Origin of the sequence: Pyxidicoccus sp. MSG2 (assembly GCF_026626705.1) — a bacterium.
Classification (GTDB): Bacteria; Myxococcota; Myxococcia; order Myxococcales; family Myxococcaceae; genus Myxococcus.
The window spans coordinates 8,194,953-8,210,344 of sequence record NZ_JAPNKC010000001.1; the positions used below are offsets into that span (position 1 = coordinate 8,194,953).

The following is a 15,392-nucleotide window of genomic DNA, read 5'->3' on the forward strand; positions in this document are numbered from 1 at the left end:
CTCCTGGGCTACCTCCCGGAGGGGTATGAAGTACGGTTGGCTACCTCCCGGAGAGGTATCCAGGAGTATGGAAAGAGAACCATGCGTATCCGCGACCCCATCCACGGCACCATTCCGGTGAGCGACCCGGAGAAGGCCGTCATCGACAGCCGGCACTACCAGCGGCTTCGCTACGTGCGCCAGTTGGGCTTCGGAGACCTCGCCTTCCCGGGTGCCACGCACACCCGCCACATCCACTCGCTGGGGGCCATGCACGTGGCCTCGCGCGTCTTCGGCGCGGTGGCCTCGCGCTCGTCGCTGCCGGACGAGGTGCGGGAGCGCTTCTGCGCGGCCGTCCGGCTGGCGGTGCTCTGCCACGACCTGGGGCACATGCCCCTGTCCCATGCCTCGGAGCGCATCGCCCCGAAGCGCTCGCTCCTGCGCCTGCCCTCCTGGTTGGACGCCGCGGCGGAGGGCGAGCAGGCCACCCACGAGGACTACACGGCGAAAATCCTGCTCGACAGCTCGCTGACGCCCATCATCGAGCGGCACTTCGGCTCGCTGGGCATCACCCCCATGGCGGCCGTGGCGCTGATTTCCGGCGCGAAGCCGCCGAAGGACCCGGGCTTCACGCACCAGGGCGTGGACTGGACGCCGCTCCTGCGCGCGATTGTGTCCGGGGAGCTGGACGCGGACCGGATGGACTACCTGCTGCGGGACTCCTTCTACACGGGAGTGAACTACGGCCGGTACGACATGGACTGGATCATCGGCAACCTCAACCCGGCGGTGAAGGACGGGCGGGCGTACCTCGCGCTGAGCCGGGCGGCGGCGTTCGCCTTCGAGGACTTCCTGCTCAGCCGCTACCACATGTTCGTGTCGGTGTACCTGCACCACACGTCGGTGAACTTCGACTACATGCTGCGGCGCTACTACGAGGAGTCGCCCGGCGAGTTCGAGATTCCGTCGGACATGGAGGACTTCCTCCTCTGCGACGACGCGGCGCTCTGGTACACGCTGCGCCGCTCGAAGAATCGCTGGGCCGAGCGCATCAGCCGGCGGCAGGGCTTCAAGCTGCTGGCCCAGTTCACCGAGCGCGACACGGGGTACGACCTGGACGTCCTGCGCAGTGCGCTGGTGACGCACAACTTCGAGCACTACGTCGTCGAGTCGATGAACGTCCTCAGCAAGTACGCCTCCGGTGCGGGGAGCAAGGGGCCGAGCCTGTTCATCATCGACGCTTCCACCGGGCGGCTGACGGAAGTGGCGCGCTACACCCCCCTGTATCAGCGCTACAGTGGCGCGGTGCGCCTCAGCCGGCTGTACGTGCGGCCGGACCAGGCGGAGAAGGCACACGAGCTGATGGGCCGGCTCCTCGGCCAGACGGTGCAACCATGAGTGAGCGTCTCCCCGGTCTGGGCCTCGGCCTGGACACCAGTCACACCCCCGTCGAGCCCCGACCGTCCTCGGTGGCGGTGCTCTACCGGCGCACGGGCGCGGGCGTGGAGGTGTACTGGGTGAAGCGCGGCAAGCAGCTCGCCTTCGCGGGCGGCTTCTACGCCTTCCCGGGCGGAAAGCTGGACGCCGCGGACGCCGAGGTCCCCGTGCGGGGCGCGACGGGAGAGGAGGCGGCACTGCGCTCGGCCGCCGCGCGCGAGCTGTTCGAGGAGGCCGGCGTGCTGGTGGCCGAGGGCGCGGAGGCACTCTCCCCGGAGCGGCTGACGGAGCTGCGCAAGGCACTGCTGGCGGGCGAGCGGGGCTGGGGTGACATCCTGAAGGCGGAGGGGCTGGAGCTGCGCGCGGACGACTTCCGCGCCGCGGGCCGGTGGGTGACGCCGCCGTCCCTGCCCGTGCGCTTCGACACGCGCTTCTACCTGGTGGAGGCGCCGGAGCACTCGCGGGCGGAGTGGTGGCCCGGGGAGCTGTCCGAAGGCGCATGGGTGACGCCCGCGGACGCGCTGGCGCGCTGGGGGGACGGCACGGCACTCCTGCACCCGCCCGCGCTGCACGCCTTCCAGGTGCTCGGCGCCTTCACGGACGAGGCGGAGGCACGGGCGCGGATGATGACGCCGTCGTTCTGCCCGGGCTACGTCGCCCAGCGCATCGAGTTCCAGCAGGGCGTGCGGGTGATGGCGCTGGAGACACCCACGCTGCCGCCGGCCGCGCACACGAATGCGTACGTGCTGGGCAACGGCGAGCTGCTGGTGGTGGACCCGGGCGCCTCGGACGTGAAGCAGTACGCGAAGCTGCTGTCGCTTCTCTCGGGGCTGAAGGCGGAGGGCCTCAAGGTGGTGGCGGTGGTGCTCACCCACCACCACGGGGACCACGTCGGCGGGGCGCGCGCGGTGAAGGAGCGGCTGGGCGTGCCGCTGTGGTGCCATGCGCTCACGGCGGACCGGCTGGACTTCCCGGTGGAGCGGCTGCTGGAGGATGGCGAGGTGTTGGAACTGGCCGGCGATGTGCCGCAGCGCTGGCGTGTGCTGCACACGCCCGGCCATGCCCGGGGCCACCTCTGCCTGGTGGACGAGCGCAGCCGGGCGGCGGTGGTGGGGGACATGGTGGCGGGCGTGGGCTCCATCGTCATCGACCCGCCCGAGGGCAACATGCGCGAGTACCTGGCGCAGCTCGCGCGGCTGCGGGATTTGCCCGTGACGACGCTGTACCCCGCTCATGGCCCTCCGATGCCGGACGGGCCCGCGAAGCTGCAGGAGTACCTGAACCACCGCGCCCTGCGTGAGTCGCTCATCCTCCAGGCGGTGCCGCCGGAGGGGGCCACGCTGGCGCAGGTGGTGTCCACGGCGTACGCGGACACGCCGCCGCTCCTGCACCCGGTGGCCGAGCGCAGCGCGCTGGCCACGCTGGAGAAGCTGATGGAAGAGGGACGCGTGCGCGAGGAGTCGCTCCAGTACTTCCGCGTGTAGTCGCAACGGGCCCCGTTTTCAGGGCAGGATGGCGCATGCTCGTCACCGAGAATGCGCTCCGGAGGTTCATCGCCGCCCTGCGAAGGGGCGCCACGCCCCGGGAGTCGTCGCCCGCCGTGCGGGACTTCGTCGAAAGCGCCCGCACCCTCGACCCACGCACCCTGGTCCGTGATGGTACGGCGCTGCTCAAGAAGGAAAAGGACGCCGCCGTCGCGCGCGTGGTGCTGCGCACGCTCCGGGGCGTGCTGGGGGACATCGAGGAGCACGGCAAGTACAGCGAGTTCGCCGACGACGCGTCATTCGTGCGGCGCGCCGTCCCCACCTGGGAGAAGCAGGTGGGCGACGACGAGGACGACGACGTGCTGCTCGCCGACGACCTCGAGTCGTCCCTGGTGGTGGTGGTTCCGTCGGCCGACATCCCACCCGCGGAGTTGAAGGCCTGGAAGGTGCTCGACAAGAGCCGCCGGCTCGCCACGGCGCTGACCGCCCTCGTGAAGAAGCCCGTCTCGCCGTGGTTCGCGGAGCTGGTCACGGCGTACATCGGGCGCGAGGTGACGCGCATCGCGAAGAGCTCGCGTGCCGAGTCCTGGCAGTCGAAGCTCGATGACGTGCCGGTGCTGCTGGGCCTGCTGCCCGGGCTGGGCATGCCGCCGATCTTCGCCCCGCGCGTGCTGCGCGCCGCCAATCTGGTAGTGCTCCGTCATCAGCACGCGCCCACGCGTGAGGCGCTGGCCGCGCTGGGCGGTGTCGAGGTCTCCGCTGCCGACACGGAGCGCGCCAACGGCATCAAGCGGGGGGCCGCCGTCAGGGCGGGTGTCCGCGCCGCGAATGCGCGACGGGCCGCGAAGACGACGCAACCGGCGACGACGAAGCCGCGACGGGCCGCGAAGGCGCCGCGACGGGTTGCGAAGACGCCGCGGGCAGCGAAGACGCCACGGGCAGCGAAGACGCCACGGGCAGCGAAGACGCCACGGGCAGCGAAGACGCCACGGGCAGCGAAGACGCCACGGGCAGCGAAGACGCCGCGACGGCGGACGACGGACGGCTGAGGCGTAGGGGCTGAGGGTCGCTTCAGAAGCGGCCCATCAACCCGAGCCGGGGCCCATGCTCCGTCATGCCCGCGAGGGGCACCACCCGGACCTGGGAGTGACGGGAGATGGGGGGCTGCGGGGCGGCGGGCCCGGACGCCTGGGACAATTCGTAGCCCACGGTGGCGCCTGCAACGGGCATCACCAGCAGCGCGAGCGAGAGCGCGTCACTGTTGCCCGAGTCCAGCACCAGCGAGCCCAGCAGCGCGCCGCCCCATCCCACGAGGCTGCCGCCGGCGGTGGCGAGGAACTGGCCCTTGCCGCCCATGAGCCGGCCGCCCACCCACGTGCCCGCGGGGATGCCAATCAACACGCCGGTGAAGCCACCCACGAGCGACACGACGCGACAGTCGTCACAACCCACCGTGGGTAGCGCCAGGACATAGCCTGCCACCAGCCCCACGGTGCCCGCCACGATTCCGCCAGCGGTGCCTCCCACCAATTCCACCGCCACGCGGGGCACGGGGTCCTCGGCGCGCGCGGCGGCGCGGACGGGGCGGGCGGGCTCGCTCACGGTGGTGGAGGGCACTTCCCCTCGCCCCGACGGCTCGCGGGTGTCCTCGCCCTCGGGGGGCGGCGTCTGGCGGGATGGCCGGTCCGACGTCCCCGACGAGGGGACGGGGATGAGCGGCGGCGGGGTCAGCTCGGTGACGGGGGCCTCGGCCGGCTCGGCTTCGGACCCCTCGGCGGGCTCGTCCCCGGGCGTCTCCTGTCCCCAGGCGGCACCGGTACCCGTGAGGACGAGGACGGCCAGCCAGGTGGAGAGCACGCGCGGAGGCTTCACCGGGGCGACGCTACCGCAAGGCGGGGCCGGCCGTCGCGTCAGCTCGCGGAGACCTCGGGCACGCGCTGCGCGCGGGCCCGGCGGCGCAGCAGCAGCCAGACGAGGGGGGCCGCGGCCAGCAGCGCCTGCGGGACCAGCGACACCGCGTCCGGGTAGATGCCCAGCAGGTCCACGGTGATGAAGCGCAGCGGCACCAGCGGCAGCGCGCCCACCTCCTGCAGCGAGTGCAGGCCCTTGCCCAGCAGCATGACAGCGGTGACGACGAGGACGATGGTGGACACGTTGAAGAGCGTCTTCATGGGCAGCCGGTAGCCCATGCGGTTGACGAAGAGGACCAGCACGAGGATGGCCACCACACCGAGGAGCGCGCCCCAGGCCACGCCCGCCGGAGAGTCCAGCGCGAGCCCCTGGAGGAAGATGGCCGTCTCGAAGCTCTCGCGCAGCACCGCGGTGAAGGAGATGAAGAACAGGCCCGCCATGCTGCCGCGCCCCAGCGCGCCCTGCATCTTCTGGCGCAGCTCGCCCATGAACTGGCTCATGTTGGAGCGCGCGTTGAGCCACAGCGCGGCGTACACCAGCATGACCACCGCCAGCAGCGCCGCCAGGCCCTCCATCCACTCGCGCTGCGCACCGGCCAGCAGGTGGCGGCCCAGCACGTAGGAGATGGCGCCGACGACGAGCGCGGAAATCCACCCGGCCTGCACCACGCGGATGTGCTCGGTGGCCTTCATCTTCTTCAGCGCCGCCAGCAGCGCGGCGACGATGATGGTGGCCTCGAAGCCCTCGCGCAGCATGATGAGCAGCGTCAGCCACATCGTGGACACCAGGTCCGCCGCGCTGCCCGTGCTCCGGCGCGCCTGGTCCAGCAGGGAGATGAGCTCGCGTCCCTCGTCCTGCAGATGGGGGCTGCCGCTCTCCGCCGCCAGCCGCGCCTGGAGGAAGGCCTTCTCCATGCGCATCACCAGCTCCGGGTCCCTGGAGCGCAGCTTGGGCTCCACCGGCTCCACGCCGTTGAGGTACGCGTCCAGCAGGGCCGCCTTCGCGGCCGCGCTGTTTCCGGCGGCGCCCTGGCGCATGGCCTCTTCGATGCCTGCGCGCGCGAGCAGCAGGGAGCGCTCCTCGTCCGCGTCCGGCAGCTTGCGGCGCAGGCAGGCGAGGTGCTCCTGGCCGTACTCCTTCACCAGGTCGTCATCGGTGGAGTTGGCCAGGCGCTCCAGCGAGGCGCTCGGCGGAGTGCCCTCGCAGGGGGGCTGGCGCAGGGTGAAGACGAAGAAGGCCAGCGACCAGCGCTCCTCCTCGGAGAGGGTGGGGTAGGACGGCATCGACGTGCCCGGCACGCCGAAGCTGGTGGTGTTGAAGGCCTTGTAGGGGGTGAGGCCGCCCATCAGCTCGGCGTCCTGGAACTTCGCGGGGGCGGGCTCCATGTTCGCGGCGATGGGCACGTCCGCGTGGCCGTCCACGCCGTGGCACGCCGCGCAGTTGGTCTTGTAGAGCGCTTCGCCGCGCTTCAGGTCCGGCAGACGGCGCGGGCTGCGGGCGAGGCCACCGGCCAGCACCAGGTCCTCCACCAGCGCGCCGCAGTCCCGGCTGACGCCCGGCGCGTCCTGGGCGTGGTCCACCCGCGCCTGGATGGCCTGCACGCGCGGCAGGAAGGCCTCCGCGGCAGGGCCCAGGCCCTTCGCCGCGTCCACCGCCTCCGCCGCGAAGCTCTTCTGCTCCGCCAGCTCGAACTCCGACTGGGTCTCGATGGCGTTCGGGTAGTCCGCCTCCAGGTACTGGAGGATGCCGATCAGCCGGTGCCAGGTCCGCTCCTCCGAGGTGCCCTCGGCACGCGCCGACAGGGGCAGCACGAACAGCAGGAACAGCACGGACAGGGCAGCGCGAGTCATGGCCCCCGGTCTACCAGCCGAGGGGTTGTGTTTCAATCTTGAGAATCAATATCAAAATTAAGACGCATCAGACGCTCGATAAGACGGGACGGGTCGGTCCGGTCCACTGCTCCACCTGGAGCGATTGGATGCGCAGACTGTCCACCTTCCAATCCCCACCCCGGAGCCGGCCGATGGCCAGGGCGCCGATGGCCAGGGCGCCGATGGCGAGCGCGCCGACGCTGAGCGCCCCCAGGGTGAGGGCGCCCAGGGCGGTGGCACCCGAGGCGAGCGCGGGGAAGACGCGGGGACGGGGAGCCCGTCGGGCCCGGAGCGAGGAGGCCAGCCGCAGGGAGACGGTGAGCGCGGCGCTGTTGGCGGCGGTGAGCGCGGCGGCGCTGGCCAGGGCCGCGATGCGCCAGGGGAAGTCGGCGGGACGGGTGGTGATGGCGGTCTGCATGCCGTGGAAGTGGGCACGTGCCGACAGGGTGCCAGCAGCCGTGAGGCAGGGCGCCCGCTCGGACGGGCACTCCCTGGGCGTTCGGGATGTCAGCGGTCGGGGTGAAGGGCGTCCATGCCACATGGACCTGGATATCCCCGCCCCGAAGCCCGCCGCGTCGCTGAAGATGTACATCCTCATCCGCGAGTCGGTGCCCACCGGGCATGCCGTGCTGGCGGCGGCGCACGCGTCGCTCGCGGCGTACCTGAAGTTCAAGGACACGCCCGAGGTGGCCGAGTGGCTCGCCGGTCCGTTCTACAAGTCCGTGTGCCGGGTGTCGGACGCGGAGTTCGAGCAGGGCAGGGCCTGCGAGGACCACGTGGTGCTCACCGAGTCCTCCCTGGGCGGGCAGGAGGTGGCCATCGCCTTCCGGCCCCGGCGCGAGTGGCCGAAGGCGTTCCGCTTCTTCCGCCTGTTCAAGTGACGCGGACGGGCCTCAGCGCTCGTACGTGAGGAACGCGTGGGGCAACTCGGCCTCCGGGTGCTGCGCGTCCTCGACGAGCCGCCAGCCGGACAGGTCCACCTCGGGGAAGTACGTGTCGCCGGGGAACTCGCGGGCGATGCGCGTGAGGTAGAGCCGGTTCCAGCGGTCCATCGTCTGCGCGTACATGTCCGCGCCACCCGCGATGAAGACCTCGTCGTCGCCGCGCGCCCGGGCCAGCAAGAGCGCCTCGTCCACCGAGTGCGCCACCATGACGCCCGGGGGCGCGTAGTCCTTCTGCCGGGTGACGACGATGAAGGTACGGCCCGGCAGCGGACGGCCGATGGACTCGTACGTCTTGCGGCCCATGACCAGGGTGTGGCCCATGGTGAGCTTCTTGAAGCGGGCCAGGTCCGCGGACAGTCGCCACGGGAGCTGGTTGCCGGCGCCGATGACCCGGTTGGAAGCCATGGCGACGATGGCGGACAGTCTCATACGGCCACGGGCGCCTTGATGGCGGGGTGCGGCTCGTAGCCCTCGAGCGTGAAGTCCTCGTACTTGAAGGCGAACAGGTCCTTCACGTCGGGGTTGATGCGCATTCGGGGCAGGGGCCGGGGCTCGCGCTGAAGCTGCGTCTTCGCCTGCTCCACGTGGTTGAGGTACAGGTGCGCATCGCCCACGGTGTGGATGAACTCGTGCGCCTTCAGGCCCGTCACCTGCGCCACCATCATCGTCAGCAGCGAGTACGAGGCGATGTTGAACGGCAGCCCGAGGAAGATGTCCGCGCTGCGCTGGTAGAGCTGGCAGGACAGCTTCCCGTCGGCCACGTAGAACTGGAAGAGCACGTGGCAGGGCGGCAGCTTCATGGAGGGCAGGTCCGCCACGTTCCACGCGCTGACGATGTGCCGGCGCGAGTCGGGGTTCTTCTTCAGCCCCTCCACCAGCCCCTTCATCTGGTCGATGTGTTCACCGTTGGGCGCGGTCCACGAGCGCCACTGGTGGCCGTAGACGGGACCGAGGCTGCCGTCCGCGTTGGCCCACTCGTCCCAGATGGTGACGTTGTGCGCCTGGAGCGAGTGCACGTTGGTGTCCCCCGCGAGCATCCACAGCAGCTCGTGGAGGATGGACTTCACGTGCAGCTTCTTCGTGGTGACGAGCGGGAAGCCCTGCGTGAGGTCGAACCGCAGTTGGTGGCCGAAGACGCTGAGCGTGCCCGTGCCGGTTCGGTCGCCCTTCTTCGCCCCATGGGTGAGGACGTGGTCGACCAGGGACAGATATTGCCGCATACGGCCATCTAGGATCTGCGCCAGTCTGGATCAAGTCTTTGACGTATCCGTCCGCCTTCCCGTGGACGTCGCACACGCCGTGCCGTTACAAGCCCGCCAACGATGAAGATCTATACGAAGAGTGGAGACGCCGGGGAGACGGGCCTGTTCGGCGGCGGACGCGTCCCCAAGGACGACGAGCGCGTGGACGCGTACGGCGAGGTGGACGAGCTGAACGCGACGATTGGTCTGGCCCGCGGCTTCCCGATGCCGGCGGACATGGACGCGCTGCTACAGCGCCTCCAGGACCAGCTCTTCACGCTGGGCGCGGTGATGGCGACGCCCGCCGACACCAAGGCGTCCTCATACATTCCCGAGCTGAAGGCGGAGTGGGCGGAGGACATGGAGCGCGCCATCGACGGCTTCGAGGCCGAGCTGCCGAAGATGACCCACTTCATCCTCCCCGGGGGCACCCAGGCCGCCGCCGCGCTGCACCTGGCGCGCACCGTGTGCCGCCGCACGGAGCGCCGCACGGTGCCGCTGTTGCGCGAGGGGAAGATTCCGCAGGCCGTGGTCGTCTACCTGAACCGGCTCTCGGACCTGCTCTTCGTCATGGCCCGGCTGGCGAATCACCGGGCTGGCGTCCCGGACGTGAAGTGGATACCGGAGAAGAAGAGCACGCCGTAGAAGACGCCCGATGAATCCGCTGCCCACCTCCCAGCTCCGCGAGCTCGCCAGCCTCGTTGGCTTCGACCTGGTGGGCTTCTCACGCGCGGAGCCGATTCCCCCCGCCTTCCTGATGGAGTGGCTGGAGTCCGGCCATGCGGCGGACATGGATTGGATGGGAGAGCGGGCCGCAGAGCGCCTGGACGTGCGGACGCTGCTCCCGGGCGCGCGGACGGTCATCTCCTTCGCGAACAACTACTGGCGGGACGACGCGCAGTCGGTGGACTCGCCGATTGCCCGTTACGCGCGGGGGCGCGACTACCACTCCACGCTGCGCGACAGGATGAAGGCCTTCCGCAAGTCGGTGGTCTCCATGTTCCCGGGGGTGGGTACCTACGGGAGCGTGGACAGCGGCCCGCTGATGGAGAAGGTGTGGGCGGCGCGCGCAGGGCTGGGGTACGTGGGGAAGAACGGCTGTTTCATCACCGAGCCCTACGGCTCGTGGGTGCTGCTGGCCACGCTCATCCTGGACGCGGAGGTGGACGCGTACGGGGAGGGCCCGGCGGCGGACCGGTGTGGCTCGTGCCGCCGCTGCCTCATGTCCTGTCCCACGGGAGCGTTGGTGGGCAACGGCCGCGTGGACGCGCGCGCGTGCCTGTCCTACCAGACGATTGAGAACCGCGAGCGCGAGGTGCCCGAGGCCTTCCGTCTCAAGTTCGACAACCTCATCTTCGGCTGCGACATCTGCCAGCAGGTGTGTCCGCTCAACCGGCGCCCGGTGTTCGCGGAACACCCGCGCTTCGCGCCGCGAGCGGTGGCGGAGCTGGGCACGCTGGAGCTGGCGGGGCTCACACCGGAACAGTATGAGCACCTCATACCCGGTACAGCGCTGGCACGCGCAAGGTACGATGGGCTCCGCCGCAACGCGGTGTATGCGCTGGGCGTCGCCAGGCAGGCGGACGCGCGGGTGTTGCTCGAAAAGCTCTGCGGCGACACGAGCGAGTTGGTACGTACAGCGGCGCAATGGGCGCTCAGCCAGCTCGACCCCTGACCTCCACCGCTGCCTCCTCCTCGCTGGGCCTGGTGTACGCCGGGATGTGCGTCCAGGTGCTCATCAGCGCGGGCACGTACCTCGCAGGCAAGCGGGCGATGACGGAGCTGCCACCGCTCACGGTGGTGCTGTGGCGCTTCATCCTGAGCGGCGCGGTGTTCGTGCTGCTGCTGGGGCTGACGCCGGGGCCGAAGCTGCCTCCGCGCCATGAGTGGAAGCGGGTGCTGGGACTGGGGCTGCTGGCGGGGCCGGTGAACCAGGCGTTCTTCTTCTATGGCCTGTCGAAGTCCTCGGCGGCGCACGCGGCGCTGTTCTATTCGCTCACGCCGCTGGGTGTGTACCTGCTGAGCCTCGCGAGAGGGCATGAGCGGGCCTCACTGCGCGCGGTGGGAGGAATCGCCACGGCCTTCGTGGGGGTGGTGGTGCTGCTGCTGGGGCGGGGGCTGGCGGACGCGAGCGGCTCGTTGATGGGGGACCTGCTCATCCTCGGCGCGGTGGTGGCGTGGGTGGGGTACACGACGGAAGGCAAGCCCTTCGTGGCGGCGCACGGGACGATTCGCGCGACGGCGTGGAGCATGGTGGCGGCGACGCTGATGATGCTGCTCATGGCGCCGTTCATGGCGAAGCCCGCCGAGGTGATGGCGGCGAGCAACGCGGCGAAGGGCTCCATCGTGTACCTGGGGCTGCTCACGTCGGTGGTGGCGTACCTCATCTGGTACTACGCGCTTTCGAAGGTGCCGGCGTCGAAGGTGGCCATCTTTTCGAACCTCCAGCCCCCGACCACCGCGGTGGCCGCGTGGCTGCTGCTGGGCGAGTCGTTGCACTGGGAGATTGCTGTGGGCGGTGTGCTCGTGCTCGCGGGCGTGCGGTTGACGCAGACGGCGCACGTGCGGCCGCCGCCTCCGGCGCCGCTGCCTCCGGATGCGGAGCGGCAGGCGGCGTAACGGTCAGGAGCGTCGCAGGTCCGGTGGCAGGCTCTCGGTGGGGCCGCGTGAGAGGAGCACGATGTTCCTCCGGGGCTGTGTCTGCTCCAGTGCGTCGATGACCTTCAGGAGAAGGCCGTCGTCACACAGGATGGCCCAGTGCTGGAATCCCTCTTCAAGGGCACGTATGGCGAGGAAAGGTGACGCTGTGAGCGCGCCGGTCGCGGTCGGTTGAGGCATGGACAAAGCACTCTCGTGACGGGATGCTCGCGGGCCGGAGGTGACGATGGCCGTCCTCGACGTGGCACGGGCCGTTCCGCTGCTCCGCAAGGAGTACGGTGAAGGGCGGTTGATCCCCTTTCTGGGCGCGGGCTTCTCGAAGCCCTTGAAGCTGCCCGACTGGAGCGAGCTGATTGCCGACATGGCCGGGCGGCTCGGCTTCGAGCCGGACATGTTCAAGCTCCACGGTAACTTCGAGCAGCTCGCGGAGTACTTCGCTCGAGACGACGCGGGCAACATCGGACACCTCGTGTACGAGATGACGCGGCACTTCGACTCGGCCTCGGCCGAGTTGCTTCGCAAGACGTCGCCCATGCACCTGGCGCTGGCGGCGCTGACGTGGCACACCCTCTACACCACCAACTACGACTCCCATGTGGAGGGCGCCCTGCGCGATGCGGGGAAGCCGGCCTGTGTGCTGGCCTCATTCGAGGACTTCCAGGGCCCGCGCCCACCCGACGCGTGCGAGGTCATCAAGTTCCACGGCACGCTGTCCAAGCCGGAGACGATCGTCCTCACGGAGAGCGCCTACTTCCAGCGGATGGCCCTGGAGGCGCCCCCGGATCAGCGCCTGCGTGCGGACCTGCTGAGCCACAGTTTCCTGTTCATCGGCTACAGCTTCAGTGACGCGAACATCCGCTACATCTGGTACCGGATGCAGCAACTCCGCCAGCAAGGCCAGGGCCGGAAGGACCCGCGGGCCCGGCGGTGCTTCTTCGCCACCTTTGGCGTGGGGCAGGTGCAGGCGGAGCTGCTCGAGCGCTGGAACATCGACGTCATCCAGCTCGACCCGGTAGACAAGAGCGGGAGCGTCACGGAACTGCTGCGGAGCATCCGATGAAGGACGCGTACTACTACACGTCGAGCGCCGACAAGGTTCGCGAGGTCGAGCACTTCTTCAAGCCCATGGTGCGGCTCGGCATCTTGAAGGTGCCTCCTCCGGGGCTCACGGAAATTCTCGACACGGACCTCACCCAGCTCATCAAGGCCAAGGCCGCGGCCGCATACAGGGCGGTCCAGGTGCCCGTGGTCGTCGAACATGGGGCGTTCTGTTTCGACTACCTCAAGGGACTGCCGGGAGTGCTCATCCGACCCTTCTGGAGGGAGATGGGTGGGGGGCTCTGCGCGCTGGTGCCGCCTGGGCAGTCCCGGAAGGTGACGGTCCGCAGCGCCGTCTGCTACTGCGACGGCAAGGACCGGAAGATCATCCTCAAGGAGGTCGAGGGTGAGCTGCCCCCCTGCGCGCAGGGAACGGGCGGCTTCCACTGGGACCCCATCTTCATCCCCAAGGGGGAGACGCGGACGTTCGCGGAGATGACACTGGACGAGAAGCTGGCCCGGTCACCCTCCGGGCTCGCCTACGCGGAGTTGCGCAAGCAGTTCGGGTTCTGACACGCCATGAACGTCTTTATCTCGGCGAGCCTGGCTCGAGGAGCCGTCGCCACGTCACCCGCCGAAGGGGTCGCTGGGCCAGGCCATTTCCTACGCGCTGAAGCAGTGGGACGCGCTGAGCCGCTTCGTCTTGGATGCGCGCCCGCCGCTCGACAACAACCGGAGCGAGGGTGTCCTGCGAAAGGCCGCTCTGGGCTGGAAGAACCTTCTCTTCGTCGACAGTGAAGCTGGGTAGGCGAGGTAGAGCCTCTTAATCTCCGTTCGGGTCCCAATCAGAGATGTCCTTCTTGGGCTGCGGAGTCGGTGTCGGCTTGGGCGGCGCCTTCGTCGTCGTCGCGGGCTTTCGCGAGGGCGGCGCCGCCAGCACGGCGGGCTCTTCATCCAGCAGCGGGTCCTTCTCCTCACGGCTCGCGGAAGCGGCAGGTTTCTCCGGCTCCGACTTCACGGGCTCCGCGGCCGGCTTCGCCGGCGCGCTCTTCCCCCCGGACTTCGCCACGGGCGCGGGCTCCGGCTTCGCGTCCAGCGGCTCCAGGTCCTCCAGCCCCAGCGACTTCTCGGGCTCCGGCTCCACGTCCGAGGCCCGGTAGCCACCGCGCTTCGAACCCTCCGAGGAGCTCCCCGTCACCATCTCCTCCGCGTTCGCGCGGCCCGACGTCGCCCTCGAACCCGAGGCCCCCCGCGGCGGCACCGGCTCCGGCGCGGGAGGCACCTCCTCACGCTCACGCGGCGCCTCCGAGGCCCGGTACGACTCCCTCTTCTCCGTCCCACCCTTCGAGTCGGATGACGGAATATCACCGTACGGGTCGTCCCTGCTCGACCGCTTGGGCGCCTGCTCGTCGTCTCCGAACGGGTCCTCCTCCTGGCTCTTCTTCGTCTTCTTCCGTGCCGGCTCGGACCTGCGGGACGGCCGCTCCCCGTCGTCGGCCACTCCGGGTGGCAGGTCCTTCAGCGACGAGTGCCGATTCGCACAGTGGTCCAGCGTCTCCTGGCACTCGGCGATGCACGAGGTCAGCTTCTTGATGGCGCGCCCGCTGCCTCCGTACTCGATGGCACAGTCCTCCTTGCACGAGGAGTAGTCCTCCTGGCAGCCGGTGGGGACGGCGGCGGCCGCGGGGCTGGAGGCGAGCAGCAGGGCGAGAAGCGGGTAGGCACGCATGGCGAATGCGAAAACTACCAGTCTTCTCGCCTCACGGCGCCAGGGGCCCGCGCTATGGTCCGCGTTCGCGGCAATCACGCATAGAGGAGGCACATGGCTGTCAGGGTGGGCATCATCGGGAGCCACGGACTCGGACAGATGCTCGGAGTCCTCGGTCGGGGAGAATCCCACACCCTGGAGACACCCTTCGGCCCCCACGCCGGCCCCATCATCACCACCGAGCTGGACGGCGTGTCCGTGGTCTACGTGTCCCGCCACGGCCCCGGCCACATCTACAACGCCACCCGCGCCCCGTACCGCGCCAACCTCTTCGCGCTGAAGCTGCTCGGCGTCACCCACGTCCTCGCCACCGGCACCGTGGGCAGCCTGCGCGAGCACCTCCAGCCGCCCCAGCTCGTCCTGCCGGACCAGGTCATCGACCGCACCTACCGCCGGCCCTGCACCTTCTACGACGACGTCGCCGTCCACGTGGAGCTGGCCAGCCCCTTCTGCGCCACGCTCCGGCAGGTGCTCGTCGCCGCCGCGGACCCTGGCGGCCCCGCCGTCCACCCCGAGGCCACCTACGTCTGCATCGAGGGCCCCTCGCTCAGCACGCGCGCGGAGAGCCTCCTGTACCAGGCCTCGGGCGCGGACGTGGTGGGCATGACGGCCATGCCCGAGGCCCGGCTCGCGCGCGAGGCGGAGCTGCACTACGCGCTGGTGGCCCTGCCCACCGACTACGACTCGTGGCGGCCTCCTCCTCCGGGCCAGGCGCACGAGGAGCGGCTGACGCAGGTCTCCCACAACGTCCAGGCCGCCACCGTCACCGCCGCCGCCCTCATCCGCCGCGCGCTGCCCCGTATCTCCGAGCCTCGCGAGCCCCGCGGCAACGGCTGCCGCTGTGACACCGCGCTCGCGCTGGCCATCGCCACCGACCGGGCCCGCATCCCCGACGAGGTCCGCACCCGGCTTCGTCCACTGCTGGGCAGATACCTCCCACCCAACGTCGCCTGAGCGGGCCCGAGCGGCGACTGCCTGGCCGGGCGCCTGCCTGCTCGCCTGCTGCCAACCCTCCCCACCGTTCCCACCTTCCTCACCCCAGGGGGAGAGGCGAGCGAGGA

16 protein-coding genes and 1 pseudogene are annotated in these 15,392 nt (G+C 70.1%); 11 read left to right on the forward strand and 6 right to left on the reverse strand.

Annotated elements, in window-relative coordinates; genetic code table 11:
- Positions 1 to 81: 81 nt before the first annotated feature.
- From OV427_RS32170 to OV427_RS32180, 3 genes are read left to right on the forward strand one after another with little or no spacing between them, the layout of a single operon-like run.
- Entirely contained in the window at positions 82 to 1,377 is a 1,296-nt protein-coding gene (locus tag OV427_RS32170) for an HD domain-containing protein (protein ID WP_267860031.1), read from the forward strand.
- The gene (locus OV427_RS32175; RefSeq protein WP_267860032.1) at positions 1,374 to 2,900 is read left to right on the forward strand and encodes an MBL fold metallo-hydrolase; all 1,527 of its coding nucleotides are present in this window, start codon (positions 1,374 to 1,376) and stop codon (positions 2,898 to 2,900) included. The genes OV427_RS32170 and OV427_RS32175 overlap by 4 nt, the downstream gene beginning before the upstream one ends.
- 35 nt (positions 2,901 to 2,935) lie before the next feature.
- Positions 2,936 to 3,949: a hypothetical protein gene (locus OV427_RS32180; RefSeq protein WP_267860033.1), complete on the forward strand. Its 1,014-nt coding sequence runs from the start codon at positions 2,936 to 2,938 to the stop codon at positions 3,947 to 3,949.
- A gap of 22 nt (positions 3,950 to 3,971) precedes the next feature.
- Here the strand turns inward: OV427_RS32180 and OV427_RS32185 are convergent, their stop codons facing one another.
- The 3 genes from OV427_RS32185 to OV427_RS32195 form a co-directional block, all read right to left on the reverse strand.
- Positions 3,972 to 4,772, reverse strand: a complete 801-nt coding sequence (locus OV427_RS32185) for a GlsB/YeaQ/YmgE family stress response membrane protein (RefSeq protein WP_267860034.1) — start codon at positions 4,770 to 4,772, stop codon at positions 3,972 to 3,974.
- Between the two features lie 38 nt (positions 4,773 to 4,810).
- Positions 4,811 to 6,661 carry a cytochrome c/FTR1 family iron permease gene (locus OV427_RS32190; protein WP_267860035.1) on the reverse strand — a complete coding sequence of 617 codons (1,851 nt, stop codon included), beginning with the start codon at positions 6,659 to 6,661 and terminating at the stop codon, positions 4,811 to 4,813.
- 67 nt (positions 6,662 to 6,728) lie between these two features.
- The gene (locus OV427_RS32195) at positions 6,729 to 7,100 is read right to left on the reverse strand and encodes a hypothetical protein (protein ID WP_267860036.1); all 372 of its coding nucleotides are present in this window, start codon (positions 7,098 to 7,100) and stop codon (positions 6,729 to 6,731) included.
- A gap of 121 nt (positions 7,101 to 7,221) precedes the next feature.
- Here OV427_RS32195 and OV427_RS32200 point away from each other — a divergent pair, with 121 nt between their 5' ends.
- Positions 7,222 to 7,563 carry a hypothetical protein gene (locus OV427_RS32200; protein ID WP_267860037.1) on the forward strand — a complete coding sequence of 114 codons (342 nt, stop codon included), beginning with the start codon at positions 7,222 to 7,224 and terminating at the stop codon, positions 7,561 to 7,563.
- A 12-nt stretch (positions 7,564 to 7,575) separates the two neighbouring features.
- Here the strand turns inward: OV427_RS32200 and OV427_RS32205 are convergent, their stop codons facing one another.
- Together OV427_RS32205 and OV427_RS32210 are read right to left on the reverse strand one after the other, a co-directional pair.
- Positions 7,576 to 8,055, reverse strand: coding sequence for a dihydrofolate reductase (locus tag OV427_RS32205; protein ID WP_267860038.1), 480 nt, complete (start codon positions 8,053 to 8,055; stop codon positions 7,576 to 7,578).
- The gene (locus OV427_RS32210) at positions 8,052 to 8,846 is read right to left on the reverse strand and encodes a thymidylate synthase (protein WP_267860039.1); all 795 of its coding nucleotides are present in this window, start codon (positions 8,844 to 8,846) and stop codon (positions 8,052 to 8,054) included. The genes OV427_RS32205 and OV427_RS32210 overlap by 4 nt, the downstream gene beginning before the upstream one ends.
- Positions 8,847 to 8,948: 102 nt before the next feature.
- On the opposite strand from OV427_RS32210, the gene OV427_RS32215 reads away from it, so the two are divergent.
- From OV427_RS32215 to OV427_RS32240, 6 genes and pseudogenes are all read left to right on the forward strand, one after another.
- Positions 8,949 to 9,512: a cob(I)yrinic acid a,c-diamide adenosyltransferase gene (locus tag OV427_RS32215; protein WP_267860040.1), complete on the forward strand. Its 564-nt coding sequence runs from the start codon at positions 8,949 to 8,951 to the stop codon at positions 9,510 to 9,512.
- A gap of 10 nt (positions 9,513 to 9,522) precedes the next feature.
- Complete coding sequence (gene queG / locus OV427_RS32220) at positions 9,523 to 10,542, forward strand: tRNA epoxyqueuosine(34) reductase QueG (RefSeq protein ID WP_267860041.1); 1,020 nt, start codon at positions 9,523 to 9,525, stop codon at positions 10,540 to 10,542.
- Positions 10,543 to 10,586: 44 nt separating this feature from the next.
- Positions 10,587 to 11,486 carry a DMT family transporter gene (locus tag OV427_RS32225; protein WP_420718298.1) on the forward strand — a complete coding sequence of 300 codons (900 nt, stop codon included), beginning with the start codon at positions 10,587 to 10,589 and terminating at the stop codon, positions 11,484 to 11,486.
- A 265-nt stretch (positions 11,487 to 11,751) separates the two neighbouring features.
- Positions 11,752 to 12,585, forward strand: a complete 834-nt coding sequence (locus OV427_RS32230) for an SIR2 family protein (protein ID WP_267860043.1) — start codon at positions 11,752 to 11,754, stop codon at positions 12,583 to 12,585.
- Positions 12,582 to 13,136: a non-canonical purine NTP pyrophosphatase gene (locus OV427_RS32235; protein ID WP_267860044.1), complete on the forward strand. Its 555-nt coding sequence runs from the start codon at positions 12,582 to 12,584 to the stop codon at positions 13,134 to 13,136. The genes OV427_RS32230 and OV427_RS32235 overlap by 4 nt, the downstream gene beginning before the upstream one ends.
- A 25-nt stretch (positions 13,137 to 13,161) precedes the next feature.
- Positions 13,162 to 13,368: pseudogene (locus tag OV427_RS32240) on the forward strand (IS66 family transposase); the annotation flags it as partial.
- Positions 13,369 to 13,386: 18 nt separating this feature from the next.
- On the opposite strand, the gene OV427_RS32245 reads toward OV427_RS32240, so the two are convergent.
- Positions 13,387 to 14,292: a hypothetical protein gene (locus OV427_RS32245; RefSeq protein WP_267860045.1), complete on the reverse strand. Its 906-nt coding sequence runs from the start codon at positions 14,290 to 14,292 to the stop codon at positions 13,387 to 13,389.
- 93 nt (positions 14,293 to 14,385) lie between these two features.
- Between OV427_RS32245 and OV427_RS32250 the strand changes: the two genes are divergently transcribed.
- Entirely contained in the window at positions 14,386 to 15,285 is a 900-nt protein-coding gene (locus OV427_RS32250; protein ID WP_267860046.1) for an MTAP family purine nucleoside phosphorylase, read from the forward strand.
- The last annotated feature ends 107 nt before the right edge of the window (positions 15,286 to 15,392 follow it).